Source organism: Pseudomonas sp. BNK-7 (assembly GCF_048072025.1).
Taxonomy (GTDB): Bacteria; Pseudomonadota; Gammaproteobacteria; order Pseudomonadales; family Pseudomonadaceae; genus Aquipseudomonas; species Aquipseudomonas danubii.
This window is the reverse complement of record NZ_CP182252.1, coordinates 593,375-619,031: the sequence shown is the minus strand read 5'-3', so window position 1 is coordinate 619,031 and position 25,657 is coordinate 593,375. Positions and strand designations below refer to the sequence as shown.

The following is a 25,657-nucleotide window of genomic DNA, read 5'->3' as shown; positions in this document are numbered from 1 at the left end:
CCTTGAGTGCCAAGCTTCAAGCGACAAGCTGCAGCTTGATGCAGATCAAGCTTGCGGCTTGTTGCTGGCGGCTTGCAGTTTGCGTTCGATGGTATCCATCAGCCGCGCGCCGATCTGGGTGCCGAAGGCATTGTCGATTTCACGGATGCAGGTGGGGCTGGTGACGTTGATTTCCGTCAGGTGCTCGCCGATCACGTCGAGGCCGACGAACAGCAGGCCCTTGGCCCGCAGGGTCGGGCCGACCTGGGCGGCAATCCAGCGATCCTTGTCGCTCAGTGGACGGGCCTCGCCACGACCGCCGGCGGCCAGGTTGCCACGGGTTTCACCGGCGGCGGGGATGCGCGCCAGGCAGTAATCCACCGGTTCGCCATCGATCATCAGGATGCGCTTGTCGCCGTCCTTGATGGCCGGCAGGTAGGCCTGGGCCATGATCTGCTGGCTGCCGAGCACGGTCAGGGTTTCCAGGATCACCGACAGGTTCGGGTCGCCGGCGCGGTGACGGAAGATCGAGGTGCCGCCCATGCCGTCCAGGGGCTTGAGAATCACATCGCCATGCTGGGCGGCGAACTCGCGCAACACATCGGCGCGACGGCTGACCACGGTGGGCGGGGTGCACTGGGGGAACAGGGTGGCAAACAGCTTTTCATTGCAGTCGCGCAGGCTCTGGGGCTTGTTGACCACCAGCACGCCGGCGCTTTCGGCCTGTTCCAGCAGGTAGGTGGAGTAGACGAACTCCATGTCGAAGGGCGGGTCCTTGCGCATCAGGATCACGTCCAGATCGCTCAGCGGGCAGTCGATCTCGGCGTCCAGCTCGAACCATTTCTCCGGGTTGGCGAACACCTGCAGCGGCCGCATGCGCGCCCGGGCCACGCCGGCGCCCTGGTACAGGTCGCGCTGCTCCATATAGAAGAGGGTCCAGCCGCGCTCCTGGGCGGCCAGCAGCATGGCCAGCGAGCTGTCCTTCTTGTAGGAAATGCTGGCGATAGGGTCCATGACAATCCCGACGCGAACGCTCATGGGTGGATTCCTTTAAGAAAATGAGTGGAAGCAAGGCAAAAAAAGTGGCGTCAGAGTGGCGCTGACAAGGGCCTGGGTCAAGGAAAAACCACTGCCTGGCGTGGTCCATAGATTGCAGGGGGGAGAGTGTGCTAAAAAGGCTCGCAGGCCGGGCCGAGGCCTTGAAGTTCAAGGGTTTGGGGCGTTGGCCAGCAGTACCGGATCAAATCATTCGCTGGGGCGATGGCAGAGCAGATATGGAACAGCATTCCAACGCCTTGAAGGTGATGGTGATCGACGATTCGAAGACGATTCGCCGCACGGCCGAAATGCTGCTGAAGAACGTCGGCTGTGAAGTCATTACCGCAGTGGACGGCTTCGAAGCGCTGTCGAAGATCGTCGACCACCACCCCGGAATCATTTTCGTCGACATCATGATGCCGCGGCTCGACGGTTATCAGACCTGTGCGCTGGTGAAGAACCACAGCGCGTTCAAGTCCATTCCCGTGATCATGCTGTCCTCCAAGGACGGCCTGTTCGACAAGGCCAAGGGGCGTATCGTCGGCTCCGACCAGTTTTTGACCAAACCCTTCAGCAAGGAAGAACTGCTGAGCGCAATCAAGGCCCACGTTCCGGACTTTGTCGCGCTTGCGCCACAGTAGACACGCACAATGGCGTCCGGCCCGCGGGCCGCGCGCCTATACCGTATGGGGAAGACCATGGCTCGTATTCTGATCGTCGATGACTCGCCGACTGAAATGTACAAACTCACCGGCATGCTGGAAAAGCACGGCCATGAAGTGCTCAAGGCCGAGAACGGTGCCGACGGCGTGGCCCTGGCCCGGGAAGAAAAACCCGATGCGGTGCTGATGGACATCGTCATGCCCGGCCTCAACGGCTTCCAGGCCACCCGGCAGTTGACCAAGGACGCCGAGACCAGCCACATCCCGGTGATCATCATCACCACCAAGGATCAGGAAACCGACAAGGTCTGGGGCACCCGCCAGGGCGCCAAGGACTACCTGACCAAGCCGGTGGACGAAGAGACCCTGATCAAGACCCTGAACAACGTCCTGGCCGGCTGATCGCCCGGCCATGAGCGAATCCCAGACCGCCTTCGAGCTGCTGCTGGAGATCGACCAGCGCTGCCGCCTGCTGGCTGCCGACCTGCCGTCCCAGGAAACCCGCCAGCACAGCTGGAGCGGTATCGGTTTCCGCCTGGGAGAGCACTGGTACGTCGCGGCCATGGGCGAGATCAGCGAAGTCCTGCACGAGCCGCGCTACACCCTGCTGCCCGGGGTCAAACCCTGGGTCAAGGGCGTGGCCAACCTGCGTGGGCGCCTGCTGCCGATCATGGACCTGTGCGGTTTTTTCGGTCATGAACTGTCGCCCCTGCGCAAGCAGCGGCGAGTGCTGGTGGTGGAGTACAAAGAGCTGTTCGCCGGCCTGCTGGTGGATGAGGTGGCCGGCCTGCAGCACTTTGCCCAGGACAGCCTGGAGCCCGGCCTTGGCGGATTCTCCGACGCCGCGATCAATCCCTACCTGCAAGGGCAGTTCCGTCGTGATCAGGTCTGGCAGGTGTTCAGCCCCTTCGCCCTGGCCCGTTCTCCCGGGTTCCTGGAGGTGGCGGCATGAATGACTCCCCGACGGCTGTGCAGCCCGTTTGCAGTGCCATGGCAGGCCCGTGCCTTCCTGGATCAATCCATGCTGCCCTGGCGATGCGTGCGTCCCGGGGACCCGAACGCGGGACCGCCCGCTCGCCACAGGCCTGATCGATGACCAACGCCAAAACCGGCAAGCCCCTGGAGGGCTCCCGCAGTCGCTCGCAGATCATCGTGCTGTTCATCGCACTGATCGTGTTCATCATGCTGCTGTTCGCCAACTTCGCTTACCTCAATACCCAGGCCACCTACGACAAGCAGTACATCGGCCATGCCGGCGAGCTGCGGGTGCTGTCCCAGCGCATCGCCAAGAACGCCACCGAAGCGGCGGCGGGCAAGGCCGCGGCGTTCAAGCTGCTGGGGGATGCACGCAACGACTTTGCCCAGCGCTGGGGCTATCTGAAGAAGGGCGACCCGGCCACCGGCCTGCCCGGGGCCCCGGTGGCCCTGCGCCAGGAAATGCGCGCCGTGCAGTTGGACTGGGAAAAACTGCTGAAGAACACCGACGCGATCCTGGCCAGCGAACAGACGGTGTTGTCCCTGCATCAGGTGGCTGCGACCCTGGCGGAAACCGTGCCGCAGTTGCAGGTGGAATACGAAAAGGTGGTGGAGATCCTGCTCCAGCGCGGCGCCCCGGCAGCCCAGGTGGCAATGGCCCAGCGCCAGTCGCTGTTGGCCGAACGGATTCTCGGTGCGGTGAATACGGTGCTGGCCGGCGACGAAAACGCCGTGCAGGCCGCCGATGCATTCGGCCGCGATGCCGCGCGTTTCGGCCAGGTGCTCAACGGCATGCTGCAAGGCAACCCGGGGCTGAAGATCAGCCAGGTCGAAGACCTCGACGCCCGGTCCCGCCTGACGGAGATTTCCGAACTGTTCGAGTTCGTTTCCGGTTCCGTAGACGAGATCCTCGAAACCTCGCCCGAGCTGTTCCAGGTCCGCGAATCGGCGAGCAACATCTTCAGCCTGTCCCAGACCCTGCTGGACGAAGCCTCGCTGCTGGCCACCGGCTTCGAGAACCTGGCCGGCAGCCGCAAGCTGGACACCATCGGCGGTTATGTCCTGGGCCTGCTGGCACTGGCGTCGATCATCCTCATCGGCCTGGTGATGGTCCGCGAAACCAACCGCCAGTTGCGGGAAACCGCCGAGAAGAACGAGCGCAACCAGAACGCGATCATGCGTCTGCTGGATGAGATCGAGGACCTGGCGGACGGCGACCTGACAGTGACCGCTTCGGTGACCGAGGACTTCACCGGCACCATTGCCGATTCCATCAACTATTCCGTCGACCAACTGCGCGACCTGGTGGCCACCATCAACCTCACGGCGGGTCAGGTGGCCGGCGCGGTGCAGGAAACCCAGGCCACCGCCATGCAACTGGCGGAAGCCTCGGAGCATCAGGCGCAGCAGATTTGCGAAGCCTCCACGGCGATCAACGACATTGCCCAGTCCATCGATCAGGTCTCGGCCACCGCGGCGGAGTCCTCGGCGGTGGCCGAGCGCTCGGTGGAGATCGCCAACAAGGGCAACGAAGTGGTGCACAACACCATCCACGGCATGGACAACATTCGTGAACAGATCCAGGACACCGCCAAGCGCATCAAGCGCCTGGGTGAGTCTTCCCAGGAAATCGGCGATATCGTCAGCCTGATCGACGACATTGCCGACCAGACCAACATCCTGGCCCTCAACGCGGCGATCCAGGCCTCCATGGCCGGGGATGCCGGGCGCGGTTTTGCCGTGGTGGCCGATGAAGTGCAACGGTTGGCGGAGCGCTCCTCGGCGGCTACGCGACAGATCGAGACCCTGGTGCGGGCGATCCAGACCGATACCAACGAAGCGGTGATCTCCATGGAGCAGACCACCACCGAAGTGGTGCGCGGTGCGCGCCTGGCCCAGGACGCTGGGGTGGCCCTGGAAGAAATCGAAGGCGTATCCAGGACCCTGGCGGCGCTGATCCAGAGCATCTCCAATGCGGCCCAGCAACAGACCTCCTCGGCCGGTCAGATTTCCCTGACCATGAACGTGATCCAGCAGATCACCTCGCAAACCTCGTCCGGCTCCACTGCGACCGCCGAGAGCATCGGCAACCTGGCGAAGATGGCCAGCCAACTGCGCCGCTCTGTATCCGGCTTTACCCTGCCGGCGACCCGGGGACCGGCCCCGAATGACAACCGCTGACGCTGGGAACCCGTTTGCGATCTGGCGAGCACAGAAGGTTTTGACTGGAGTGGTTATGGTTGACCGGCATGACTATGTGGCCCTGGAATGGGTCAAGGGCGAAATTGCCGAGACCTTGAAGCAGGCCTATCAGGCACTGGAGCACCTGGCGGACGATCCCCAGGCCTTGGACGCCCTCGACCAGTGCCTGGAGGGGATTCATCAGGTCCATGGCAGCCTGCAGATGGTGGAGTTCTACGGCGCCGCGCTGTTGGCCGAGGAGATGGAGAAACTCGCCCTGGCCCTGCAGCAACAGCGGGTGGCCCAGCGTGACGAAGCCCTGCGCCTGCTGCGCCAGGCCATCAGCCAGTTGCCCCAGTACCTGGACCGGGTGCAGAGCGCCCGGCGCGACCTGCCGTTGGTGGTGTTGCCACTGCTCAACGACCTGCGCAGCGCCCGGGGTGAAAGCCTGCTTTCGGAAACCAGCCTGTTCAGCCCGCAATTGCCCAGCCTGCCGCCTCTTTCCGACAAGGCCCTGGCAGCCCTGGAACCCCTGGAATTCCCGACCCAGTTGCGCAAGCTGCGACACATGCTGCAGACCGCGCTGGTGGACCTGCTGCGTGAGCAGGACGCCGACATTTGCCTGGGCCACATGGCCAAGGTCTTCGAGCGCCTGGAGGCCCTGTGCCAGGATGCGCCGCTGGCGCCCTTGTGGCATATCGCCTCGGCCCTGGTGGAAGGCATGCGCCAGAACGAAATCGCCAACAGCCCGGCGGTGCGCAGCCTGCTCAAGGACGCCGACAAGGAACTCAAGCGGCTCCTGGAGCAGGGCATGCCCGGCATCAACCAGGCGGCGCCCGCCGAGTTGCTCAAGAGCCTGTTGTTCTACATCGCCAAGGCGCGCCATCCCACTCCATTGATGCTGACCATGAAAGAACGTTACGGACTGGACGATGCCTTGCCCGACAGCGCGGTGGTCGATGAGGAGCGGGCCCGCATGGCCGGCCCCGATCGCGATGCCATGCGTTCGGTGCTGGCGGCCGTGTGCGACGGCCTGGTGCGGGTCAAGGAGCGCCTCGACCTGTTCGTGCGCAGCGATCGCCAGCATGCCGGCGACCTGGACAGCCTGCTGTCGCCGCTGCGGCAGATCGCCGACACCCTGGCGGTGCTGGGGTTCGGCCAGCCGCGCAAGGTGATCATCGACCAGTTGGCGGTGGTGCAGAGTCTGGCTCAGGGCCAGCGGGCGCCGGACGACGCGGTGTTGATGGATGTGGCCGGTGCCCTGTTGTATGTCGAGGCGACCCTGGCCGGCATGGTCGGCACTGTGGAGCCGGAGAGTCGCGAAGAAAGCCGCCTGCCCACCACCGACCTGACCCAGATCCACCAACTGGTGATCAGGGAGGCACGGCTCTGCCTGCAGCAGGCCAAGGACCTGATCATCGAGTGCATCGAAGGTGACTGGGAGCGCGAGCTACTGGTTTCGCTGCCAGAGCTGCTGACCCAGGTGCGCGGTGCCCTGGCGATGATTCCGCTGCCCCGTGCCGCCAGCCTGATGGAGGCCTGCAACCAGTTCATCGTCGAGCATCTGCTGCTGGCGCAACCCAGGCCGGCCTGGCAGCAACTGGACCATCTGGCTGACGTGATCACCAGCCTGGAGTACTACCTGGAGCGCTTGAGCGAGGACCATGAAGCCCCGGGCGAAAAGATCCTCGACGTTGCCGAGCAAGGCCTGGCCGCCCTCGGCTATGTACCGGTGGAACAGGTGCCGTTGCTGGATCAGCCCCTGAGTCCCAACCAGGCCCAAGTGGCGCAGGACCTGCAGGCTCAGGATGATCCCCAGGTGGCGCAGTCCCTGGCGGATGCGCTGGCGCTGCCGGTATCGGCCCTCAACCCGCCGGCCCTGATCACCCCGGGCAGCCTGCTGCCGCCCCCTCGGGACGAGGAGCCCGTGGACGACGAACTGCGGGAAGTGTTCCTCGAAGAAACCGAGGAAGTGCTGGAAATGCTTCGCGAGTACCTGCCGCGCTGGGCGGCCGACCCCCAGGGCACGTCCGCCCTGAGTGAGCTGCGGCGGGCCTTTCATACCCTCAAGGGCAGCGGCCGCATGGTGCGCGCGCTGGTGCTGGGGGAGTTGGCCTGGGCGGTGGAGAACCTCCTCAATCGGGTGCTGGAACACAGCGTGGCCCCCGGCCCCGAGGTCCTGCAGCTGGTGGCGGACACGCTGGAGCTGTTGCCTGAGCTGATTGCCGAATTCGCCGTCCAGGGTCAGCGTCAGCGCGATGATGTCGATCGCCTGGCGGCGCGTGCCCATGCCCTGGCCAAGGGCGCCGAGGAGCCTGCCAGCGTGGCGCCGGACGACCACGCCCTCGACCCGCAGTTGCTGGAAATCTTCCGTGCCGAAGCCCAGACCCACCTGGACAGCATCCAGCGTTTTCTCGATCAGGCCGCCGAGCACGTGCCGTTGCAGGCCAGCGACGCACTGCAACGTGCCCTGCACACCCTCAAGGGCAGCGCCTCCATGGCCGGAGTGCTGCCCATCGCCGAGCTGGCCGGGCCCTTCGACCAATTGGCCCGGGAGTACCGGGCGCACCTGATTCCCCTGGACCTGGACGAAGTGGAACTGCTGCTGGAGGCCGAAGGCCTGCTGCGCCGTGGCTTGCGGCAGCTGGACAGTGATCCGCTGGCGCCCATCGATGGTGCCCGCTCATTGGTCGGCCGCGTCCTGGTGCTGCTGGGGGAGCGGCTGGAAGCCTTGCTCAACGCCCCGGACAGTGCCCCTCGGGCCAAGCGCGATCCGCAACTGATCAACAACTTCCTGGCCCAGGGCATGGACATCCTGCTGGATGCCGAAAGCCTGTTGCGGCGTTGGCAGCAGCATCCCGGCGAGCGCCAGGAGCTCAGCGCCTTGCTGGACGAGTTGACCACCCTTGGCGAAGGCGCTCACCTGGCCGACCTGCATCCGGTGGATGAGCTGTGCGAGGCCCTGCTCGATCTCTATGGCGCCGTGGAGGAAAGCAGCCTGGCGGTCAGCGAGGGCTTCTTCAATGAAGCCGAAAGCGCCCATGAAGCCCTGATCAACATGCTCGACGAGCTGGCGGCGGGCCAGGAAGTCAGCCCGCGGCCGGAGCGGGTCGAGGCCCTGCGCGAACTGTTGCACCAGGGCCTCGACCCGTCCGCCACCGGCTTGATCAGAAGCGACGGCAGCCGTGTCCTGAGTATCAGTGAACTGGGGACGGCCACCGCTGGCCTGGAGCAGGTTGCAGATCCTCTGCAAGCCGATGACGAGATCGTCGAGATCTTCCTCGAAGAAGCGGTGGATATCCTCGAAAGCGCCGACCAGGCCTTGCAGCGCTGGCTGGCCGATCCTGAAAATGCTGCACCGCTGTCGTCCCTGCAGCGGGACATGCATACCCTCAAGGGCGGTGCGCGCATGGCCGAAGTGGCCCCGGTGGCGGAACTGGCCCATGAGCTGGAGTCGCTGTACGAGGGGCTGGTGGACCGGCGCTACAGCCACAGTCAGCACCTGGGCCTGCTATTGCGCAGCAGCCATGAGCAGTTGGCGCTGCTGCTGGAACAATTGCAGGGGCAACGGCCGCTGGACGAGTCCCGGGCCCAGGTCGATGCCGTGCGGGCCTACCGGCAGCAGGCCGCAAGCCCTGCGGAGCCGGTGCCGAGCGCGGCGCAGGAAGACAGTGCCGCCCAGGACCCGGAGCTGCTGGAGATCTTCCTCGAAGAGGGCTTCGACATCATCGACAGCTCCGCCGCGGCCCTGGGGCGCTGGCAGGCCGACCCCCAGGCCCGCCAGGAGGTGGAAACCCTGCTGCGGGACCTGCACACCCTCAAGGGCGGTGCGCGGATGGTGGAGATTGCTCCCATCGGCGATCTGGCCCACGAGCTGGAGTTTCTCTTCGAAGGCCTTTCCGCCGGCCTGCTGCAACCCAGCCCGGCGCTGTTCACCCTGTTGCAGAAAAGTCACGACCGTCTGGCGCAGATGCTCGACGCAGCTCGGGCTGGCCAGCCCATCGAGGCGGCGCAGAAACTCATCGACGCCATCCACGACCTGAGCCATCCCCGTGTGCCGTCCACGTCTGGGGTGCCAACCCCGCTACCGGCGAGCAAGCCCGAGCCTGTTGCACCCGCTCCAGAAGCGGCGGCAGCCGGGGACATGGTCAAGGTATCGGCGGAGTTGCTGGACGACCTGGTGAACCTGGCCGGGGAGACGTCGATCTTTCGTGGCCGCATCGAACAACAGGTCAACGATGCCCGGGTGGCCCTCGGCGAGATGGAAACCACCATCGAGCGGATGCGTGACCAGCTGCGCCGCCTGGACACCGAAACCCAGGGACGGATTCTCAGCCGCCAGCAGGTGGAGGCCGAGCGCCTGGGCTACGAAGAGTTCGATCCCCTGGAAATGGATCGACACTCGCAGTTGCAGCAGCTGTCCCGGGCCCTGTTCGAATCGGCCTCGGACCTGCTGGACCTCAAGGAAACCCTCGACCGGCGCAACCATGACGCCGAGAACCTGTTGCAGCAGCAGGGGCGCATCAACACCGAGTTGCAAGAAGGCCTGATGCGCACCCGCATGGTGCCTTTCGAACGCATGGTGCCAAGGCTCAAGCGCATCGTGCGCCAAGTGGCCGAAGAGCTGGGCAAGGACGTGGAATTCGTGGTGGGCAATGCCGAGGGGGAAATGGACCGCAACGTGCTCGAACGCATGGTCGCGCCCCTGGAGCACATGCTGCGCAACGCCGTGGACCACGGCCTGGAATCCGTCGAGGCGCGGCTGGCCGCCGGCAAGCCGCGACAGGGGCGGATCACCCTCGACCTGTCCCGCGAGGGCGGCGACATCATCTTCGACATGCGCGACGACGGTGCCGGAGTGCCCCTGGAGGCGGTGCGCAACAAGGCCATCAAGCGCGGCCTGCTGGACCCGCAAGCCCCCATCAGCGACCGCGAGGTGCTGCAGTTCATCATGCAGCCGGGCTTTTCCACCGCCGAGAAGATCACCCAGATCTCCGGGCGCGGCGTCGGCATGGACGTGGTCCATGAAGAAGTACGCCAACTGGGCGGCAGCATGAGCATTGATTCGGTGGCCGGGCAGGGGGTGCATTTTCGTATCCGTTTGCCATTCACCGTCTCGGTCAACCGGGCATTGATGGTGCAGTGCGCCGACGAGCAGTACGCCATCCCGCTGAACACCGTGGAAGGCATCGTCCGGGTGCTGCCGGGTGAGCTGGACGCCTATTACCAACTCGACCCGCCGCGCTATGAATACGCCGGCCAGCGCTATGACCTGTGCTACCTGGGGGAGCTGCTGCACACCGTGCCGCGGCCCAAGCTCCTGGGCCAGGTGCTGCCGTTGCCGGTGCTGCTGGTGCACTGCAACGAGCAGCGTATCGCGGTGCAGGTGGACACCACGGCCGGCACCCGGGAGATCGTGGTCAAGAGCCTGGGCCCGCAGTTCGCGGCGGTGCAGGGCCTGTCCGGTGCGACCATTCTCGGCGATGGCCGGGTGGTGCTGATTCTCGACCTGCTGGCGCATATCCGCGCACAGCAGTTGCAAGCGCCCGTGCCGCGTCCGGCCGGGGAAGAAGCGCTCAGCGAGGTGGAGCCGCCACGGCCGATGCTGGTGCTGGTGGTGGATGACTCGGTCACCGTGCGCAAGGTCACCAGCCGCTTGCTGGAGCGCCACGGCATGAACGTGCTCACTGCCAAGGACGGAGTCGATGCCATGGCCGTGCTGGCCGAGCACACCCCGGACCTGATGCTGCTGGATATCGAGATGCCGCGCATGGACGGCTTCGAAGTGGCGATCCAGGTGCGTAACGATCCCCGTCTGCAGCACTTGCCGATCATCATGATCACCTCCCGTACCGGCCAGAAACACCGCGATCGGGCCATGGCCATTGGGGTCAACGACTACCTCGGCAAGCCTTATCAAGAGTCGGTGTTGCTGGAAAGCATCGCCCTGTGGAGCAAGAACCATGCTTGATCACCGCTCCAGCACTCTCACCGGGCTGTTGTTGCCCCTGGCCGACCGCACCCTGATCTTGCCGAACGTGGCGGTGGCCGAGTTGATCGACTACCAGCAGGGCGCCTTCGACCTGGACTCGCCACCCTGGTACCTGGGCCAGGTGCTCTGGCGCGAGCGGCGGATTCCGTTGATCAGTTTCGAATCGGCCTGTGGCAACAAGACGGTGATCGGCGAGCGGGCTCGCATCGTGGTGCTCAATGCCCTGGGCGGGCGCCCGGAACTGAAGTTCATCGCCTTGCTGGTGCAGGGCATTCCCCGCTCTTGCAAGCTCGACAGCCAACTGAGCTATGTCGACGTGCCCCTGGCCCCCCTGGAAAAAGCCGCGGTGCAGGTGGCCGAGCTGGTGGCCAAGGTGCCGGATCTGCTGGCGCTGGAAGAGTTGCTGGTGGGGGGGCTTTAGGGCCGCTTCGCCGGCAAGCCGGCTCCTGCACAAAACCGCCTGTAGGCGCGGGCTTGCCAGCGAAAGCAGCGCCTCAGGCAGTACGCAACCTGTCCCGCACTTCCATCAGCGCATAGCCCAGCAGGTTCAGGCCGCGCCATTGCTCCGGCCGGCTGGCCTTGGCGTCCTCGGCGGCCAGGCCAATGCCCCAGATCCGGTCCACCGGGCTGGCTTCCACCAGCACCTGGTCCCGGGTGGACAGCAAGTACTCGCCCAGGGCCGAGTGCTGGCTGAACTTGGCCAGGTTGCCCTGGACCACGATGTCGAAGCGCGCCGCTTGCCATTGCGTGTCATCGAAACCACGAACCTCACGGCCCAGTTGCTTCACATCGGCGGGCGTCACGGCCTTGAGGATGCGCCCGTGGGTTTCCCGGTCGTCGAACAGCAGGGCCTTGCCGGCCATCATGAAGTGCTCGGCGCTGGGATAGTGGATGCCCTCGATCTCGAAACCGGCGGCAAACCACTGGCTGAAGCAACTCGGGGAAATGCGCCCGTCCCGGGTCGGCTGGTGCCCCCAGAACATCAGGTAGTCGGGCTTCAGGCCGTGCTTGATCTGTTCCAGCAACGCCTGGTTCGAGCGAATCGGTGTGTCCATGCTGACTCTCATTGTTGTCTGCTCAGGCCATTGGCTGGCCGGTCCGGTGGGCATTGTGTACCGAGAGCGAGAAACGGCGCCATTGGCTTGGCAATCGTTACGCTCAGCGTAACTATCCAACGCCGGGCTTGATTGATGACCCCAGGTTTCACTCCTATGGTGACTGCCACGACAGCGAACCCGTGGAGTGAGCATGACAACAATAATTTCCCCCGACGCGCGCTGGTCGCGGCGGCGCAGCGAAAAGCAGCGGCGCCTCGAGCAGGTGCGGGCCATCGCCGATGGCGTGGTGTTGCCGAGCGACAAGATCGTCGCCGCCCTGGAAGCCCTGATCCTGCCCGGCGACCGGGTGGTGCTGGAAGGCAACAACCAGAAGCAGGCGGACTTTCTCTCCCGCTCCCTGGCCAAGGCCGACCCGGCCAAGCTGCATGACCTGCACATGATCATGCCCAGCGTCGGTCGTTCCGAGCACCTGGACCTGTTCGAGCGTGGCATCGCCCGCAAGCTGGACTTCTCCTTCGCCGGCACCCAGAGCCTGCGCATCAGCCAGTTGCTGGAAGACGGGCTGCTGGAAATCGGCGCCATTCATACCTACATCGAACTCTATGCGCGGCTGGTGGTGGACCTGATCCCCAATGTGGTGCTGTCCGCCGGCTTCATGGCCGACCGCGCCGGCAACATCTACACCGGCCCCAGCACCGAGGACACCCCGGCACTGATCGAGCCGGCGGCCTTCAGCGACGGCATTGTCATCGTCCAGGTCAACCAGTTGGTGGATGACGTCAGCGAGCTGCCCCGGGTCGACATCCCCGCCTCCTGGGTCGACTTCGTGGTGGTGGCCGACAAGCCGTTCTACATCGAACCGCTGTTCACCCGCGATCCACGGCATATCAAGCCGGTGCACGTGCTGATGGCGATGATGGCGATCCGCGGCATCTACGAAAAACACAAGGTGCAGTCGCTGAACCACGGCATCGGTTTCAACACCGCGGCCATCGAGCTGATCCTGCCGACCTACGGCGAGTCCCTGGGGCTCAAGGGCAAGATCTGCCGCAACTGGACCCTCAATCCTCACCCGACCCTGATCCCGGCCATTGAAAGCGGCTGGGTGGAAAGCGTGCATTGCTTCGGCACCGAACTGGGCATGGAGAACTACATCGCCGCGCGTCCGGACGTGTTCTTCACCGGCCGCGACGGCTCGCTGCGGTCCAACCGGATGTTCTGTCAGCTGGCCGGGCAATACGCGGTGGACCTGTTTATCGGCGCCACCTTGCAGGTGGACGGCGACGGTCACTCTTCCACCGTGACCCGCGGCCGCCTGGCTGGTTTCGGCGGCGCACCGAACATGGGCCACGACCCACGCGGGCGGCGCCACGGCACTCCGGCCTGGCTCGATATGCGCCAGGATCAGAGCGATGCACCCCAGGCCATGCTCGAACGCGGCAAGAAGCTGGTGGTGCAGATGGTGGAAACCTTCCAGGAAGGCGGCAAACCGACCTTTGTCGAGACCCTGGATGCCGTGGAGGTGGCGCGCAAGAGCGGCATGCCCCTGGCGCCGATCATGATCTACGGCGACGACGTCACTCACCTGCTCACCGAGGAAGGCATCGCCTACCTGTACAAGGCCCGCTCCCTGGAAGAACGCCAGGCGATGATTGCCGCCGTGGCTGGGGTGACCGCCATCGGTTTGCGCCACAACCCCAAAGACACCGCGCGCATGCGCCGTGAAGGGCTGATCGCCTTGCCCGAAGACCTGGGCATCCGCCGGACCGACGCCAGTCGCGAGCTGCTGGCGGCGAAAAGCGTCGCCGATCTGGTGCAGTGGTCCGGTGGCTTGTACAACCCGCCCGCCAAGTTCAGGAGCTGGTAATGCACGCACTCAACCTGCAATCACAACCCCTGAGCCTGGCCGAACGCCTGGCGGACCTGGCGGTGGACGCGCTGATCGACGAGGCCGACCTGTCGCCCAAGCCGGCCCTGGTGGACCGCCGTGGCAATGGTGCCCATACCGATCTGCACCTGGGCTTGATGCACGCTTCGGCCCTGGCCCTGTGGCCGGCCTTCAAGGAGATGGCCGAAGCGGCGCTGGCGTTCGGTGAAGTCGGCCTGCCTCTGCGCGAAGCCCTGGGCCGCATCGGCCGCGAAGGCGAACAGGCCATGCTCGCCACCACGGCGGGGGTGAATACCCATCGTGGGGCGATCTGGGCCCTGGGCCTGCTGGTGGCCGCCGCCGCGCTGGAACCACGATCCACAGGTGCCGGCAGTGTTGCGCTGCGGGCTGCGCGCCTGGCCCTGCTGGAGGATCGCTATGCACCACGGCCCTTGAGTCATGGCGCCCAGGTGGCGCTGCGCTACGGCGTGCGCGGTGCTCGGGAAGAAGCCCAGCAAGGCTTCCCCGCGGTGCTGCAATGGGGGCTGCCACAGCTCAAGCGCAGCCGCGCCCAGGGCCATGGCGAACAGAACGCCCGACTCGATGCCTTGCTGGCGATCATGAGCCGTCTGGCGGATACCTGCGTGCTGTACCGCGCCGGTGAGCAAGGCTTGCAGGCCATGCAGCAGGGCGCCCAGGCGGTGCTCGATGCCGGTGGCAGCGCCAGCCTTGCCGGTCGTCGTCGTTTGCATGAGCTGGACCTGCAACTGTTGACCTTGAATGCCTCGCCCGGCGGTGCTGCTGATTTGCTGGCGGCCAGCCTGCTGTTGGACCGGATCGAATCCGCCGACGCCTTTATCCAGGGAGCGCTGTAATGGAAACCTTGTCTTTTCAATTCCCCGCCGGCCAGCCCGGCCGTGGCCGCGCCCTGGTGGGCTGTGTGGGCTCCGGCGACCTGGAAGTGCTGCTGGAGCCGGGTCAGCCCGGCACATTGACCATCCAGGTGCAGACTTCGGTAAACGGCAGCGCCGCCCGCTGGCAGCACCTGTTCGAGCGCATGTTCGACGGCCAGTTGCCGCCGGCGCTGCTGATCGACATCCATGATTTCGGCGCCACTCCCGGGGTGGTGCGCCTGCGCCTGGAACAGGGCTTCGAGGAGATCGGCCATGACTGACAGCGCACGTTTATTGAACAAGCACAGCTTCGTCGAGCTGGGTGCTCGGCAGCGGGCCCGGGCCTTGCTGGATGCCGGCAGTTTTCGCGAGCTGCTGGACCCTTTCCAGCGGGTCATGTCGCCCTGGCTGGCGCGTCAGGGCGTGGTGCCCCAGGCCGACGACGGCGTGGTGATCGCCAAGGGCAGCATCGCCGGTTTGCCGGTGGTGATTGCCGCCATCGAAGGCGCGTTCCAGGGCGGCAGCCTGGGTGAAGTGGGCGGGGCGAAGATCGCCGGAGCCCTGGAACTGGCTGCCGAGGACAACCGCAACGGCATCCCGACCTGTGCCGTGCTGCTGCTGGAAACCGGTGGCGTGCGCCTGCAGGAAGCCAACCTCGGGCTGGCGGCGATTGCCGACATCCATGCGGCGATTGTCGACCTGCGCCAGTACCAGCCGGTGATCGGCGTGGTGGCCGGCAGTGTCGGCTGTTTTGGCGGCATGTCGATTGCCGCCGGGCTGTGCAGTTATCTCGTGGTCACCCAGGAAGCGCGCCTGGGGCTCAACGGCCCGCAAGTGATCGAGCAGGAAGCCGGGCTTGAGGAGTACGACTCCCGGGATCGGCCGTTCATCTGGAGCCTGACCGGCGGCGAGCAGCGTTTTGCCAGCGGCCTGGTGGACCGTTACGTGGCCGACGACGTGGCGCAGATCCAGGCCCAGGTCCGCGAGTTGCTGGCCCTTGGCTTGCCCGAGCGGCAACGCAGCCGCGAGGCCGATCTGTACCTGCAACGCCTGGCCCGTTTGGACACCACGCCGCAAATCGATGCGGCGACGGTTCGCGATCTGTATCAAGGAGACCGCTCATGAGTGCTTGTTCTTTGCGGGGTTTGAACTGGTTCAACGCCTTGAGTGGCGGCGCCGCGCTGGTGGCCGGCCTGCCGCCGTCGCTGCGGGTGGCCGATGGTGAATTGGCGGGGCAACCGGTGCGTTTTATCGCCGTGGTGGCCGACCCGGAAAATCGCTTTCCCCGTGCCCGTCAGGGCGAGGTTGGATTACTGGAAGGCTGGGGCCTGGCCAAGGCCGTGGATGAGTTGATCGATGCCGACTCCGACCAGCCTCACAAGCGGGCGCTGCTCGCCATTGTCGATGTGCCGAGCCAGGCCTATGGCCGTCGCGAAGAGGCCCTGGGCATCCATCAGGCCCTCGCGGCGGCGGCCGACAGCTACGCCCGGGCGCGGCTGGCCGGGCACCCGGTGATTGCCCTGTTGGTGGGCAAGGCCATGTCCGGAGCCTTTCTGGCCCACGGTTATCAGGCCAACCGCTTGATCGCCCTGCGCGATCCCGGGGTGATGGTGCATGCCATGGGCAAGGCCTCGGCGGCGCGGGTCACCCTGCGCAGTGTCGAGGAACTGGAAGCCCTGGCCGCCAGCGTGCCGCCCATGGCCTATGACATCGGCAGCTACGCCAGTCTCGGGCTGCTCTGGGAAAGCGTATCGGTGCGGCAGATTGAACAGCCGGCAGTGGAGGATCTGGCGGTCGTCGAGGAATGCCTGTTGGCGGCGATTGCCGACGTGCGGGCCAAAGGTGTCGATCTGAGCTGCCGTCTGGGGGCGTCGAACCGGGCGGCGTCGAGCCGGGTTCGCCAATTGCTGCGGGAACAGTGGTGAACGGCCTCGGCCCCTGGCTGCCCCACGACTTGCTGTGGGGCATGACCCCGGCGCAGTTGGCCGCCGATGCGCCGGATTGGGCCTTTGCCGTGCTGGAGGCCGGGCAGCCGGTGGTGGTGCGGCGGGCGCTGACGGCGCCGGGGCAGATTGCTGTCGGCCTGCGCGGTCGCACCCGTGAGCAGCGCTACCCGGCTGTGCTGGCGTTGGAGTCGGTGCAGCGTGGGGTACATCCCGAGGCGCTGTGCCGGATGTCCGGCTCGCGCTCATTGCCGGCGCTTCGGGCGTTGCAGCAGTTACGCGGCGAGCTGGATGCCCTGGGCCTGGTCTGGGGCGTCAGCGGCAGCGCCGGTTTTGAGTTGGCCTGTGGGATTGCCGCGCTGCATCAGCACAGCGACCTGGACCTGATCCTGCGCACGCCGGAACCTTTTTCCCGGGCTCAGGCCCGCGAGTTGCTGGCCCTGCTGGAGTGCGCCGAGTGCCCGGTGGATCTGCAATTGCAGGTGCCGGCCGGCGCTCTGGCCCTGCGGGAATGGGCGGGAACGGCGCCTCGGGTGCTGCTCAAGAGTGCCGGGGGCGCACGCTTGGTCAGCGACCCCTGGTGCGCGCTGGAGCAAGCGGCATGAGCAGCTTGCTGGTGTTTCCGGGCCAGGGCGCGCAGCAGCCGGGGATGCTCCAGCGTTTGCCGCCAAGCCCTGAAATCCGCGCCTGCCTGGACGAGGCCAGCGAAGTGCTGGGCGAGGATGTGCTGACCCTGGATTCGCCCCAGGCCCTGGCCAGCACACGGGCCGTGCAGTTGTGCCTGTTGATCGCTGGCGTGGCCTGTGCCCGGACCCTGCTGCAAGCGCCGGTCAAGGCGGACTATGTGGCGGGCTTGTCCATCGGCGCCTACCCGGCGGCGGTGGTGGCCGGGGCCCTGGGGTTTGCCGATGCGTTGCGACTGGTGAGCCTGCGTGGCCAGTTGATGCAGCAAGCCTATCCGCAGGGCTATGGCATGACCGCATTGATCGGCCTGGATCTGGCGCAGGTGGAGGGGTTGCTGGCCCAGGTCCACAGCCCGCAAACGCCGGTGTACCTGGCCAATATCAACGCCGACAGCCAAGTGGTGATCGCCGGCAGCGATGCGGCGATGCATGCCGTGGCCGAGCTGGCCCGGGGGTGTGGAGTCGGCGTGGCCAAGCGTCTGGCGGTCAGCGTGCCGTCCCATTGCCCGTTGCTGGAACAACCGGCCCAGATCCTGGCCGCCGCTTTTGCCGAAGTGCCCTTGCAGGTGCCCGCCCTGGGTTATCTGAGCGGCAGTCGGGCCCGACCGTTGCGCACGGTGGAACAGGTGCGCGATGACCTGGCGTTCAACATGTGCCGGGTGGTGGACTGGCGCGGCACCGTGCAAAGCGCCTACGAGCGCGGGGTGCGCCTGCAGATCGAACTGCCACCCGGCGCGGTACTCACCGGGTTGGCCCGCCGGGTGTTTGCCCAGGGGACGGTGATCGCCTTCGACGGCGCGCGCCTGGACACCTTGCAGGCGCTGATGCGTGAGGAGGGAAGCCGCGACCGATAGAGCACCGACTCAGGCTGACGAAGCACAAGAACAACAACTTCGACGATGCACTTTGAGGACAACAACAATGATTATCTACGGTGTGGCCTTCCTGGCCTTTTGTACCCTGGTGGGTATTTTCATCGGTGAGCTGCTGGGCAAATTGATCGGCGTGCCGGCCAATGTCGGCGGCGTCGGTATTGCCATGCTGCTGTTGATCGGCCTGGGCAGCTACCTGCACAAGCGCGGCTTGTTCGCCGGCAAGTCCGAGCAGGGCGTGGAGTTCTGGGGCGCGGTGTACATCCCCATCGTGGTGGCCATGGCCGCCCAGCAAAACGTGTATGGCGCGCTCAAGGGCGGGCCGATGGCGATCCTCGCGGGCACCCTGGCGGTGGTGATCGCCTTTGCCCTGGTGCCGGTGCTGGTGCGCATCGGCAACAAGGCGCCGGATGCGGCCGTTGCTCAGAAAACAGCGGGGTAAGGGCCATGTACGAATCGATGATGAAGGTCATTACCGGCTACGGGCTGATCAGCGGTTTTGCAGTGATCGGAATCACCATGTGGGTCTCCTACTGGATCTCCAACACCTTTACCAAGGGCCGCCTGCATGGCTCGGCCATCGCCATTCTGCTGGGGCTGGTGCTGTCCTACGTGGGCGGCGCCTTCACCGGTGGGCAGAAGGGCGTGGTGGATATCCCGCTGCTCTCGGGCATCGGCTTGTTGGGCGGAGCGATGCTGCGGGACTTCGCGATTGTCGCCACCGCCTTCGGTGTCAGTGTCGAGGAGCTCAAGCGCGCCGGATTCGTAGGGGTGCTGGCGCTGTTCGTCGGGGTTGGCTCGTCCTTTGTGGCGGGAGTGGGGGTGGCCATGGCGTTTGGTTACACCGATGCGGTGAGCCTGACCACCATTGGCGCCGGGGCGGTGACTTACATCGTCGGGCCGGTGACTGGCGCAGCCATCGGCGCCAGCTCCGAGGTCATGGCGCTGTCGATTGCCGCGGGGTTGATCAAGGCGATTCTGGTGATGGTGATGACACCCTTCGTGGCACCGCTGATCGGCCTCAACAACCCGCGCAGCGCGGTGATCTTCGGCGGTTTGATGGGCACTTCCAGCGGTGTCGCCGGGGGCCTGGCGGCCACCGATCCGAAGCTGGTGCCCTATGGTTGCCTGACGGCGGCGTTCTACACGGCCCTGGGCTGCCTGCTGGGGCCGTCGCTGCTGTTCCTGCTGATGCGTGGCCTGCTGGGCGCGTAGGCGCCGGCTTGCCGGCGAAGGGGCCTTTGAGACGTGCACAGGTCTTATGGACGCCTTCGCTGGCAAGCCAGCTCCTACGGCGGGTTGCGGTGTTGCCAATGACGCGTTTTGGCAGGAACCGGCTTCCTACGTGATTTGCCGATTGGCGTACATCCGGCATTCGGCCAACAGTGCCAACAGGTTCGGGTCGCGTTCCTTGGCCTTGAGAAACACCACGCCGATATGTTGCTGCAGGCGGTAGCGCGCCTGCAGCGGTATCAGTTTCACGCGGTTCTCGTAGACGGCCGCGATCCTCCCCGGCAGCAACGCGTAACCCACCCCTGAGCTGACCATGCTCAGTAAGGTGAAGATGTCGTTGACCTGCATCGCTACCTTGGGTTCGAACCCCGCCTGCTTGAACACCCGCACCCCATCCTGATGAGTGGCAAAGCCTTGGGTCAGGGTGATGAAGGTGGCATCGCGCACGTCGGCCAGGTCCACTTCACGCTGCTGGGCGAAGGGCGAATCGGCGGGAGTGGCAAGGAAAATGTCGTCGGAAAACAGCGGCAGTTGTTCACAGTCCGGGTCGTTGACGCTGTCGTCCAGGGAAATCAGGATGGCGTCCACTTCCATGTTCTTGAGCTTGTACAGCAGGTCGATGTTGGAGCCCAGGATCAGGTCGATGTTCAGTTCGCTGCGGCGCAGCTTCAGGCCCATGATCAGCTGCGGCACGGTTTTCACCGTCAGCGAATAAAGCGCGCCGAGCTTGAAACGTTCTGCGGAAAAGCCCGCCGCTTCACGGGTCAAACGCACGCTCTCGACCACGTCCTGGACCAGCTTCTGGGCGCGTTCTTCGAGGACGAAGGCGCTTTCCAGCGGCGTCAGGTTGCGCCCCTCATGCTTGAACAGCGGGCAGCGCAGAGCGTTTTCCAGGGAGTGGATGGCGCGGTGCACGCTGACATTGCTGGTCTGCAACTCGGCGGCAGCGCGGGCCAGATTGCCGGTGCGCATGAAGGCCAGAAACACTTCGAGCTTTTTCAGGGTCAACTCTTCGTCGATGAGCATGGACTGGCCTCGGCTGATGAGGGGCTGATAATGCCCGATGAGTCAGGGCGTGGCCGCTGGTTTTTTATTGGCCGTGCCCCAATAGACATGTTGCGCTTTCAAGCTGCAGGCCTGAGCCTTGCGTGTTTTTTCAATGTTTCAAGGGTGAGCGACAGATGTATCACGGAGAAAGATTCAACGCCTGGACCCACTTGCTGGGTGCGATCGCCGCGTTTGTCGGCGGGATCTGGCTGGTGGTGCTGGCCAGCCTCGATGGCGACCCGTGGAAGATCGTCGGTGTGGCGATCTATTCCTTCACCTTGCTGGTGCTCTACAGCGTGTCCACGGTCTACCACAGCGTGCGTGGGCGGGCCAAAGGCATCATGCAGAAGGTCGATCACTTTTCCATCTATCTGCTGATTGCCGGCAGCTACACCCCCTTCTGCCTGGTGACCCTGCGCGGGCCCTGGGGCTGGACCCTGTTCGGGATTGTCTGGGGGTTGGCGCTGATTGGCATCCTGCAGGAGATCAAGCCGCGTTCCGAGGCGCGAATTCTGTCCATCGTGATCTACGCAGTCATGGGCTGGATCGTGCTGGTGGCGGTCAAGCCGCTGCTGGCGGCTTTGGGCCCCGCCGGTTTTGCCTGGCTGGCCTCGGGTGGCGTGCTGTACACCGTGGGCATCATCTTCTTTGCCCTGGATAGCCGCCTGCGTCATGCCCATGGCATCTGGCACCTGTTTGTGATCGCCGGCAGTCTGCTGCACTTCATCGCCATCCTGTTCTACGTCCTATAAGGGGTGGTCCAGCTGGGCCTGGGCCTGGTGGGCGAAGATCTCCAACAGGCTGGCCAGGGTGTGGGGCGGTGGTTCGGCGGCGCGGGTCACGGCGTACAGGGTGATGGGCAGCGGCGGGCTCAGGGGGCGGATGGCGGTGCTGGCGGTTGACGCGCCCAGGGCGGTGAACGGGTCGATCAGCGCCAACCCGGCGCCGGATTCGACCATGGCCCGGGCCAGGGAATAGGTCTGTACGGCAATGCTGATCCGCGGCGGCGGTTCCACGGCCTTGAGGTAGCTGTCGAGCCGGGCCGACAGCGGGTCGCTGCTGCTCAGGCCAATCAGTGGTGCATCCGCCAATTCCATCAACGCCAGCGGCTGGCCGCGCATGGCGGGCGGCCAGTAGTCCTGCGGGGCCAGGGCCACCAGCACGCCCTCGGCCAGGGGCTGTGCACAGAGCCCGGGGTGGTCCGGGCGCTGCAGGGTCAGGGCCACATCGATTTCCCGCATCAGCAGGTTCTGCACCAGTTCGCGGCTATGGGCGCTGGACAGTTCGCACAGGCTGTCCGGGTAGCGGCGGGTCCATTCGCTGATGGCCGGCGGCAGCAGTGCCAGGGCCAGGGCCGGGGTGGCGCCGATGCGCAGGCTCTGGCCCGGCGCCCGGCGCAGGTTCTGCGCCAGCCGCCTGACCCCTTGCAGGCTTTCGCTGACCTTGTCCACTTCCCGCTCCAGCTCCAGGGCTTCGGGCGTGGGTTGCAACTTGCCCCGTACCCGCAGGAACAACGGAAAACCCAGTTGCAGTTCGGCGTGCTGCAGGACCTTGCTCACTGCCGGCTGGGAGACGTGCAGCAGCTGCGCGGCGCCGCTGATGGAGCCGGTCTGGCGAATGGCCTGGAAGATTTCGATGTGACGCAGTCGCATGGGTAGTCCATAACCTTTGTTTATGGGTGGTCCATCTTTATTCATTGTTCGGCGCCTGTCACCTGCCCCTAACCTTGCGCCATTCAACAAGCGGTCGGGGACAGTCATGAGTCAGCGGGTTTGCATCATCGGCGGTGGCGTCATTGGCCTGGCCAGCGCCTATGCCCTGGTTCGCCAGGGCCTGGAAGTGACGCTGGTGGAGGCCCAGGATGCCCTCGGCAGCCAGACCAGCTTCGCCAATGGCGGGCAGTTGTCCTATCGCTATGTAGCGCCCCTGGCCGATGCCGGTGTGCCTTGGCAGGCCCTGGGCTGGATGCTCAAGGGCGACTCGCCGCTCAAGCTGCGCCCGCGCCTGGACCCGGCGCAATGGCGTTGGTTGGCGGGGTTTCTCGGCGCCTGCCGGCATTCGGTGAACCAGCGCAATGCTGCTCATCTGCTGCGCCTGGCGCTGCTCAGCCAGAGCACGATGCAGAGCTGGCGCGAGGACGACGGCTTGGCGGGCTTCGACTGGCGGCGCAATGGCAAGCTGGTGACCTTTCGTGAGCGTGGCAGCTTCGACCACGCTCGGCACAACCTCGCGGACCGCCGCCAGCAGCAGGTGTTGTCGGCCGCCGAGTGCGCGGCGCTGGAACCGACCCTGGGCGACGCGCCCTTTGTCGGCGGCATCCACACCCCCGACGAGGAAGTGGCCGATTGTCATGGCTTCTGCCAGCAGTTGGCGGCGCGGCTGCGGGCTTCCGGGCGTTGCGAGATTCTCCTGGGCCAGCGGGTTCGGGGCATTCATCACCAGGGCGACCGGGTGCAGGCCATCGATCTGGGCGACCGGCTCTTACCGGTGGAGCACCTGGTGCTGGCGGCCGGTCACCGCAGCGCCGAGCTGCGCCTGCCCGGGCTCAAGCTGCCCCTGTATCCGCTCAAGGGCTATAGCCTCAGCGTGCCCATCGGTCCTGAGCACCGCGCACCGGATATCAGCATCACCGACTACAACCGCAAGATCGTCTACGCCCGGATCGGCCAGCAGTTGCGGGTGGCGGCCATGGTCGACATCGTCGGCTTCGATCCGTCCCCGGACCCGGCTCGGCTGGCCTTGATGCGGCGTCAGGCCGAGCAGACCTTCGCCGCCGCCGGTGATTATGCGGCGGCCAGCGAATGGGCCGGGATGCGTCCCGCCACTCCCAGCGGCGTGCCGCTGATCGGCGCCACCGCTTATCGCAATCTGTGGCTCAACCTTGGTCACGGCGCGCTGGGATTCACCCTGGCCTGTGGCAGTGGCCAGCTGCTGGGCGAACTGATTGGCCAGCGTTCCACCAGCATCGACATGCAGGGCCTGGCGCCCCGCGTCGCCTGAACGTTCAACAGGAGTCTTCAGATGAGTATCCAGCGTATCCACAGCAACCATCGCCTCAGCGGTGCCGTCACCTTTGCCGGACTGGTGTTCCTTTCCGGCCAGGTGCCGGGGGCCAGCAGCGACATCGGCGGCCAGACCCGGGAGGTCCTGGAGAAGATCGACGCCTTGCTGGCCGAGGCGGGCAGCGACAAGGATCATCTCTTGAGCGCGACGATCTACCTCAAGGACATCCAGGCCGATTTCGCGGTGATGAACGAAGTCTGGTCGGCCTGGCTGTCCCCCGGGCAGGCGCCGGCGCGCACGACCTTGCAGGCGGCCCTGGCGCGCCCGCAGATCCTCGTCGAAATCAGCGTCATCGCTGCTCGCCGCTGAATCACCTCTACCCACAACGGAGAATAACAATGCATAAGATCACGTTGCTCGGCTGCACCCTGGGGCTGTTGTTCAGCGCCGTTTCCCAGGCCAACGAGGCGCCCCTGGATGGCACCCTGGCCAAGATCGCCAATAGCTCCAGTATTACCTTAGGTTATCGCGATGCCTCGGTGCCCTTTTCCTACGTCGGCGACAACAGCGGCCAGCCCATGGGCTATTCGGTGGAGCTGGCGGGCAAGGTGGTGGAGCGCATCCAGCAGCAGTTGCACCTGCCCAAGCTGAAGGTGAAGTACAACCTGGTGACGTCCCAGACGCGCATTCCCCTGGTGCAGAACGGCACCGTGGATCTGGAGTGCGGTTCCACCGGCGTGACAGCCGAGCGGCAGAAGCAGGTGGCGTTTTCCTACGGTTTTATCTACGTCAAAGGGCAACTCTTGACCGCCAAGGACAGCGGGATCAAAAGCTTCGCCGATCTGCGGGGCAAGAACGTGGTGACCACGGCGGGGACCACCAACGAGCGGTTTCTCAAGAGCTACAACGTCGAGCACAAGATCGACATGTTCGTGATCAGCGCCAAGGACCACGGCGAGGCATTCCAGATGCTGCAGTCGGGGCGTGCGGCGGCGTTCTACATGGATGATGCGCTGCTCTACGGCGAACGGGCCAAGGCGCGGGACCCGCACAATTGGGTGGTGGTGGGGGAGGAGCAGTCGCGGGAGATCTACAGCTGCATGGTGCGCAAGGATGACCCGCAATTCCTGGCCCTGGTGAATGGGGTCCTGGCGGATCTGTATCGCAGTGGCGAGATCAACGGCATCTACCAGCGCTGGTTCCAGCAGCCGATTCCGCCCAAGGGCCTGAACCTGGAGTTCCCCATGACTGCCGAGCTGAAGGCGATCATCGCCCAGCCCACCAGCGACCCGGTGCAATAACCGGCTGTTGCGCCGCCACCTGTAGGAGCCGGCTGCCGGCGAAGGGTCTTTGATACGTGTACGGGACTGATGGGCGCCTTCGCTGGCAAGCCAGCGCCTACGGTGGGTATTTGAACGGGGACTGTTTTAGAAGTCGCCCCACAGTTGCTGGGCCACGGCCAGGGCGACCACGGGGGCGGTTTCGGTGCGCAGCACGCGAGGACCAAGACGGGCAGGCAGAAAGCCTGCACCGTGGGCCTGATCCACTTCGGCATCGGACAGACCGCCTTCCGGGCCAATCAGGAAGGCCAGGGTCTGGGGTTTGGCGTGGCTTTCCAGGGGCTGGGCCACGGGATGCAGGACCAGTTTCAGGTCCGCCTGGGTCTGCTTGATCCAGTCCGCCAGCAATACCGGTGGATGAATCAGCGGAACGCGGGAGCGACCGCATTGCTCACAGGCGCTGATGGCCACCTGGCGCCAGTGCAGCAGGCGTTTGTCGGCGCGTTCGTCCTTGAGCCGCACTTCGCAGCGCTCGCTGAAGATCGGGGTGATTTCGCTGACCCCAAGTTCCGTGGCTTTCTGGATCGCCCAGTCCATGCGTTCGCCCCGGGACAGGCCCTGGCCCAGGTGAATCTGCAGCGGCGATTCGTCCTGGCCGGCAAAGCGTTCATCCAGCTGCACCCGTACCCGCTTCTTGCCCACTTCCAGCAGCGTGCCGCGAAACTCCATCCCTGAGCCGTCGAACACCTGCAAGGCATCACCTTCGGCCATGCGCAGCACGCGTCCGATGTAATGGGCCTGGGCTTCCGGCAGTTCGTGTTCGCCAAGGCTCAAGGGGGCGTCGATAAAGAAGCGGGACAATCTCATCTGGTTTCTCTGTGCTGTAGGAGCCGGCTTGCCGGCAATAAACGATGGTGCGCTGCGTGGCGAAGCGCTTCGCTGGCAAGCCCG

General features: G+C 65.3%; 24 protein-coding genes. 19 read left to right on the top strand and 5 right to left on the bottom strand.

The annotated features are described in order from the left end of the window. Positions 1-45: 45 nt before the first annotated feature. Positions 46-1,017 carry a glutathione synthase gene (gshB, locus tag ACMGF8_RS02860; protein ID WP_102862070.1) on the bottom strand — a complete coding sequence of 324 codons (972 nt, stop codon included), beginning with the start codon at positions 1,015-1,017 and terminating at the stop codon, positions 46-48. Between the two features lie 236 nt (positions 1,018-1,253). Between gshB and pilG the strand changes: the two genes are divergently transcribed. The 6 genes from pilG (at position 1,254) to ACMGF8_RS02830 (ending at position 11,248) form a co-directional block, all read left to right on the top strand. Continuing rightward, entirely contained in the window at positions 1,254-1,658 is a 405-nt protein-coding gene (gene pilG, locus ACMGF8_RS02855) for a twitching motility response regulator PilG (RefSeq protein WP_025131048.1), read from the top strand. Between the two features lie 57 nt (positions 1,659-1,715). Next, the gene (gene pilH, locus ACMGF8_RS02850; RefSeq protein ID WP_011064000.1) at positions 1,716-2,081 is read left to right on the top strand and encodes a twitching motility response regulator PilH; all 366 of its coding nucleotides are present in this window, start codon (positions 1,716-1,718) and stop codon (positions 2,079-2,081) included. A gap of 10 nt (positions 2,082-2,091) precedes the next feature. Then, the gene (locus tag ACMGF8_RS02845; protein ID WP_102862069.1) at positions 2,092-2,631 is read left to right on the top strand and encodes a chemotaxis protein CheW; all 540 of its coding nucleotides are present in this window, start codon (positions 2,092-2,094) and stop codon (positions 2,629-2,631) included. Positions 2,632-2,771: 140 nt separating this feature from the next. Beyond that, complete coding sequence (locus ACMGF8_RS02840) at positions 2,772-4,835, top strand: methyl-accepting chemotaxis protein (protein ID WP_102862068.1); 2,064 nt, start codon at positions 2,772-2,774, stop codon at positions 4,833-4,835. A gap of 55 nt (positions 4,836-4,890) precedes the next feature. Next, positions 4,891-10,806: an Hpt domain-containing protein gene (locus tag ACMGF8_RS02835; RefSeq protein ID WP_102862067.1), complete on the top strand. Its 5,916-nt coding sequence runs from the start codon at positions 4,891-4,893 to the stop codon at positions 10,804-10,806. Beyond that, the gene (locus tag ACMGF8_RS02830; RefSeq protein ID WP_102862066.1) at positions 10,799-11,248 is read left to right on the top strand and encodes a chemotaxis protein CheW; all 450 of its coding nucleotides are present in this window, start codon (positions 10,799-10,801) and stop codon (positions 11,246-11,248) included. Before ACMGF8_RS02835 ends, ACMGF8_RS02830 begins: the two co-directional genes overlap by 8 nt. A gap of 73 nt (positions 11,249-11,321) precedes the next feature. Here the strand turns inward: ACMGF8_RS02830 and ACMGF8_RS02825 are convergent, their stop codons facing one another. Further along, the gene (locus ACMGF8_RS02825) at positions 11,322-11,882 is read right to left on the bottom strand and encodes an NADAR family protein (RefSeq protein ID WP_102862065.1); all 561 of its coding nucleotides are present in this window, start codon (positions 11,880-11,882) and stop codon (positions 11,322-11,324) included. A gap of 193 nt (positions 11,883-12,075) precedes the next feature. Between ACMGF8_RS02825 and mdcA the strand changes: the two genes are divergently transcribed. The 9 genes from mdcA (at position 12,076) to madM (ending at position 19,358) form a co-directional block, all read left to right on the top strand. Further along, positions 12,076-13,752, top strand: a complete 1,677-nt coding sequence (gene mdcA, locus ACMGF8_RS02820; protein ID WP_102862064.1) for a malonate decarboxylase subunit alpha — start codon at positions 12,076-12,078, stop codon at positions 13,750-13,752. Continuing rightward, positions 13,752-14,627: a triphosphoribosyl-dephospho-CoA synthase gene (locus tag ACMGF8_RS02815; protein ID WP_207814992.1), complete on the top strand. Its 876-nt coding sequence runs from the start codon at positions 13,752-13,754 to the stop codon at positions 14,625-14,627. The genes mdcA and ACMGF8_RS02815 overlap by 1 nt, the downstream gene beginning before the upstream one ends. Beyond that, positions 14,627-14,926 carry a malonate decarboxylase subunit delta gene (locus ACMGF8_RS02810; protein ID WP_102862062.1) on the top strand — a complete coding sequence of 100 codons (300 nt, stop codon included), beginning with the start codon at positions 14,627-14,629 and terminating at the stop codon, positions 14,924-14,926. Before ACMGF8_RS02815 ends, ACMGF8_RS02810 begins: the two co-directional genes overlap by 1 nt. Beyond that, positions 14,919-15,770 carry a biotin-independent malonate decarboxylase subunit beta gene (locus tag ACMGF8_RS02805; protein ID WP_102862061.1) on the top strand — a complete coding sequence of 284 codons (852 nt, stop codon included), beginning with the start codon at positions 14,919-14,921 and terminating at the stop codon, positions 15,768-15,770. The genes ACMGF8_RS02810 and ACMGF8_RS02805 overlap by 8 nt, the downstream gene beginning before the upstream one ends. Continuing rightward, positions 15,767-16,570, top strand: coding sequence for a biotin-independent malonate decarboxylase subunit gamma (gene mdcE / locus ACMGF8_RS02800; RefSeq protein ID WP_416758625.1), 804 nt, complete (start codon positions 15,767-15,769; stop codon positions 16,568-16,570). Before ACMGF8_RS02805 ends, mdcE begins: the two co-directional genes overlap by 4 nt. Next, entirely contained in the window at positions 16,567-17,193 is a 627-nt protein-coding gene (locus ACMGF8_RS02795) for a malonate decarboxylase holo-ACP synthase (protein ID WP_102862059.1), read from the top strand. Before mdcE ends, ACMGF8_RS02795 begins: the two co-directional genes overlap by 4 nt. Beyond that, positions 17,190-18,125 carry a malonate decarboxylase subunit epsilon gene (gene mdcH / locus ACMGF8_RS02790; protein WP_115581132.1) on the top strand — a complete coding sequence of 312 codons (936 nt, stop codon included), beginning with the start codon at positions 17,190-17,192 and terminating at the stop codon, positions 18,123-18,125. Before ACMGF8_RS02795 ends, mdcH begins: the two co-directional genes overlap by 4 nt. 67 nt (positions 18,126-18,192) lie before the next feature. After that, positions 18,193-18,585, top strand: a complete 393-nt coding sequence (gene madL / locus ACMGF8_RS02785; RefSeq protein ID WP_047306475.1) for a malonate transporter subunit MadL — start codon at positions 18,193-18,195, stop codon at positions 18,583-18,585. 5 nt (positions 18,586-18,590) lie between these two features. Beyond that, positions 18,591-19,358: a malonate transporter subunit MadM gene (gene madM / locus ACMGF8_RS02780; RefSeq protein WP_016968745.1), complete on the top strand. Its 768-nt coding sequence runs from the start codon at positions 18,591-18,593 to the stop codon at positions 19,356-19,358. A 126-nt stretch (positions 19,359-19,484) separates the two neighbouring features. On the opposite strand, the gene ACMGF8_RS02775 is transcribed toward madM, so the two are convergent. Further along, the gene (locus ACMGF8_RS02775) at positions 19,485-20,402 is read right to left on the bottom strand and encodes a LysR substrate-binding domain-containing protein (RefSeq protein WP_047306474.1); all 918 of its coding nucleotides are present in this window, start codon (positions 20,400-20,402) and stop codon (positions 19,485-19,487) included. A 155-nt stretch (positions 20,403-20,557) separates the two neighbouring features. Here ACMGF8_RS02775 and trhA point away from each other — a divergent pair, with 155 nt between their 5' ends. Further along, the gene (gene trhA, locus ACMGF8_RS02770; RefSeq protein ID WP_102862057.1) at positions 20,558-21,175 is read left to right on the top strand and encodes a PAQR family membrane homeostasis protein TrhA; all 618 of its coding nucleotides are present in this window, start codon (positions 20,558-20,560) and stop codon (positions 21,173-21,175) included. Here trhA and ACMGF8_RS02765 read toward each other — a convergent pair. Continuing rightward, on the bottom strand, positions 21,170-22,075 hold the full coding sequence (locus tag ACMGF8_RS02765) for a LysR family transcriptional regulator (protein WP_102862056.1): 906 nt from the start codon (positions 22,073-22,075) through the stop codon (positions 21,170-21,172). The genes trhA and ACMGF8_RS02765 overlap by 6 nt on opposite strands. Before the next feature lie 106 nt (positions 22,076-22,181). On the opposite strand from ACMGF8_RS02765, the gene ACMGF8_RS02760 reads away from it, so the two are divergent. From ACMGF8_RS02760 to ACMGF8_RS02750, 3 genes are read left to right on the top strand one after another with little or no spacing between them, the layout of a single operon-like run. After that, positions 22,182-23,423, top strand: a complete 1,242-nt coding sequence (locus tag ACMGF8_RS02760) for a D-amino acid dehydrogenase (RefSeq protein ID WP_207814994.1) — start codon at positions 22,182-22,184, stop codon at positions 23,421-23,423. 21 nt (positions 23,424-23,444) lie between these two features. Continuing rightward, a complete protein-coding gene (locus ACMGF8_RS02755; RefSeq protein WP_102862054.1) occupies positions 23,445-23,795 on the top strand; it encodes a RidA family protein in 351 nt (116 codons plus the stop codon). A 29-nt stretch (positions 23,796-23,824) separates the two neighbouring features. After that, a complete protein-coding gene (locus ACMGF8_RS02750) occupies positions 23,825-24,727 on the top strand; it encodes a transporter substrate-binding domain-containing protein (protein WP_102862053.1) in 903 nt (300 codons plus the stop codon). Between the two features lie 126 nt (positions 24,728-24,853). Here ACMGF8_RS02750 and ACMGF8_RS02745 read toward each other — a convergent pair whose 3' ends face one another. Further along, positions 24,854-25,573, bottom strand: a complete 720-nt coding sequence (locus ACMGF8_RS02745; RefSeq protein WP_102862052.1) for a 16S rRNA (uracil(1498)-N(3))-methyltransferase — start codon at positions 25,571-25,573, stop codon at positions 24,854-24,856. Positions 25,574-25,657: the final 84 nt, after the last annotated feature.

What these genes read in the sequence shown, in the direction of transcription:
- ACMGF8_RS02810 (WP_102862062.1), top strand. Translation starts at nt 14,627, where the DNA reads ATGGAAACCTTGTCTTTTCAATTCCCCGCCGGCCAGCCCGGCCGTGGC.
- ACMGF8_RS02745 (WP_102862052.1), bottom strand. Translation starts at nt 25,573, where the DNA reads ATGAGATTGTCCCGCTTCTTTATCGACGCCCCCTTGAGCCTTGGCGAA.
- ACMGF8_RS02830 (WP_102862066.1), top strand. Translation starts at nt 10,799, where the DNA reads ATGCTTGATCACCGCTCCAGCACTCTCACCGGGCTGTTGTTGCCCCTG.
- ACMGF8_RS02805 (WP_102862061.1), top strand. Translation starts at nt 14,919, where the DNA reads ATGACTGACAGCGCACGTTTATTGAACAAGCACAGCTTCGTCGAGCTG.
- ACMGF8_RS02845 (WP_102862069.1), top strand. Translation starts at nt 2,092, where the DNA reads ATGAGCGAATCCCAGACCGCCTTCGAGCTGCTGCTGGAGATCGACCAG.
- gshB (WP_102862070.1), bottom strand. Translation starts at nt 1,017, where the DNA reads ATGAGCGTTCGCGTCGGGATTGTCATGGACCCTATCGCCAGCATTTCC.
- ACMGF8_RS02825 (WP_102862065.1), bottom strand. Translation starts at nt 11,882, where the DNA reads ATGGACACACCGATTCGCTCGAACCAGGCGTTGCTGGAACAGATCAAG.
- ACMGF8_RS02765 (WP_102862056.1), bottom strand. Translation starts at nt 22,075, where the DNA reads ATGCGACTGCGTCACATCGAAATCTTCCAGGCCATTCGCCAGACCGGC.
- pilG (WP_025131048.1), top strand. Translation starts at nt 1,254, where the DNA reads ATGGAACAGCATTCCAACGCCTTGAAGGTGATGGTGATCGACGATTCG.
- ACMGF8_RS02760 (WP_207814994.1), top strand. Translation starts at nt 22,182, where the DNA reads ATGAGTCAGCGGGTTTGCATCATCGGCGGTGGCGTCATTGGCCTGGCC.
- pilH (WP_011064000.1), top strand. Translation starts at nt 1,716, where the DNA reads ATGGCTCGTATTCTGATCGTCGATGACTCGCCGACTGAAATGTACAAA.
- trhA (WP_102862057.1), top strand. Translation starts at nt 20,558, where the DNA reads ATGTATCACGGAGAAAGATTCAACGCCTGGACCCACTTGCTGGGTGCG.
- mdcH (WP_115581132.1), top strand. Translation starts at nt 17,190, where the DNA reads ATGAGCAGCTTGCTGGTGTTTCCGGGCCAGGGCGCGCAGCAGCCGGGG.
- ACMGF8_RS02815 (WP_207814992.1), top strand. Translation starts at nt 13,752, where the DNA reads ATGCACGCACTCAACCTGCAATCACAACCCCTGAGCCTGGCCGAACGC.
- ACMGF8_RS02835 (WP_102862067.1), top strand. Translation starts at nt 4,891, where the DNA reads ATGGTTGACCGGCATGACTATGTGGCCCTGGAATGGGTCAAGGGCGAA.
- ACMGF8_RS02755 (WP_102862054.1), top strand. Translation starts at nt 23,445, where the DNA reads ATGAGTATCCAGCGTATCCACAGCAACCATCGCCTCAGCGGTGCCGTC.
- ACMGF8_RS02775 (WP_047306474.1), bottom strand. Translation starts at nt 20,402, where the DNA reads ATGCTCATCGACGAAGAGTTGACCCTGAAAAAGCTCGAAGTGTTTCTG.
- mdcA (WP_102862064.1), top strand. Translation starts at nt 12,076, where the DNA reads ATGACAACAATAATTTCCCCCGACGCGCGCTGGTCGCGGCGGCGCAGC.
- ACMGF8_RS02750 (WP_102862053.1), top strand. Translation starts at nt 23,825, where the DNA reads ATGCATAAGATCACGTTGCTCGGCTGCACCCTGGGGCTGTTGTTCAGC.
- ACMGF8_RS02840 (WP_102862068.1), top strand. Translation starts at nt 2,772, where the DNA reads ATGACCAACGCCAAAACCGGCAAGCCCCTGGAGGGCTCCCGCAGTCGC.
- madM (WP_016968745.1), top strand. Translation starts at nt 18,591, where the DNA reads ATGTACGAATCGATGATGAAGGTCATTACCGGCTACGGGCTGATCAGC.
- mdcE (WP_416758625.1), top strand. Translation starts at nt 15,767, where the DNA reads ATGAGTGCTTGTTCTTTGCGGGGTTTGAACTGGTTCAACGCCTTGAGT.
- madL (WP_047306475.1), top strand. Translation starts at nt 18,193, where the DNA reads ATGATTATCTACGGTGTGGCCTTCCTGGCCTTTTGTACCCTGGTGGGT.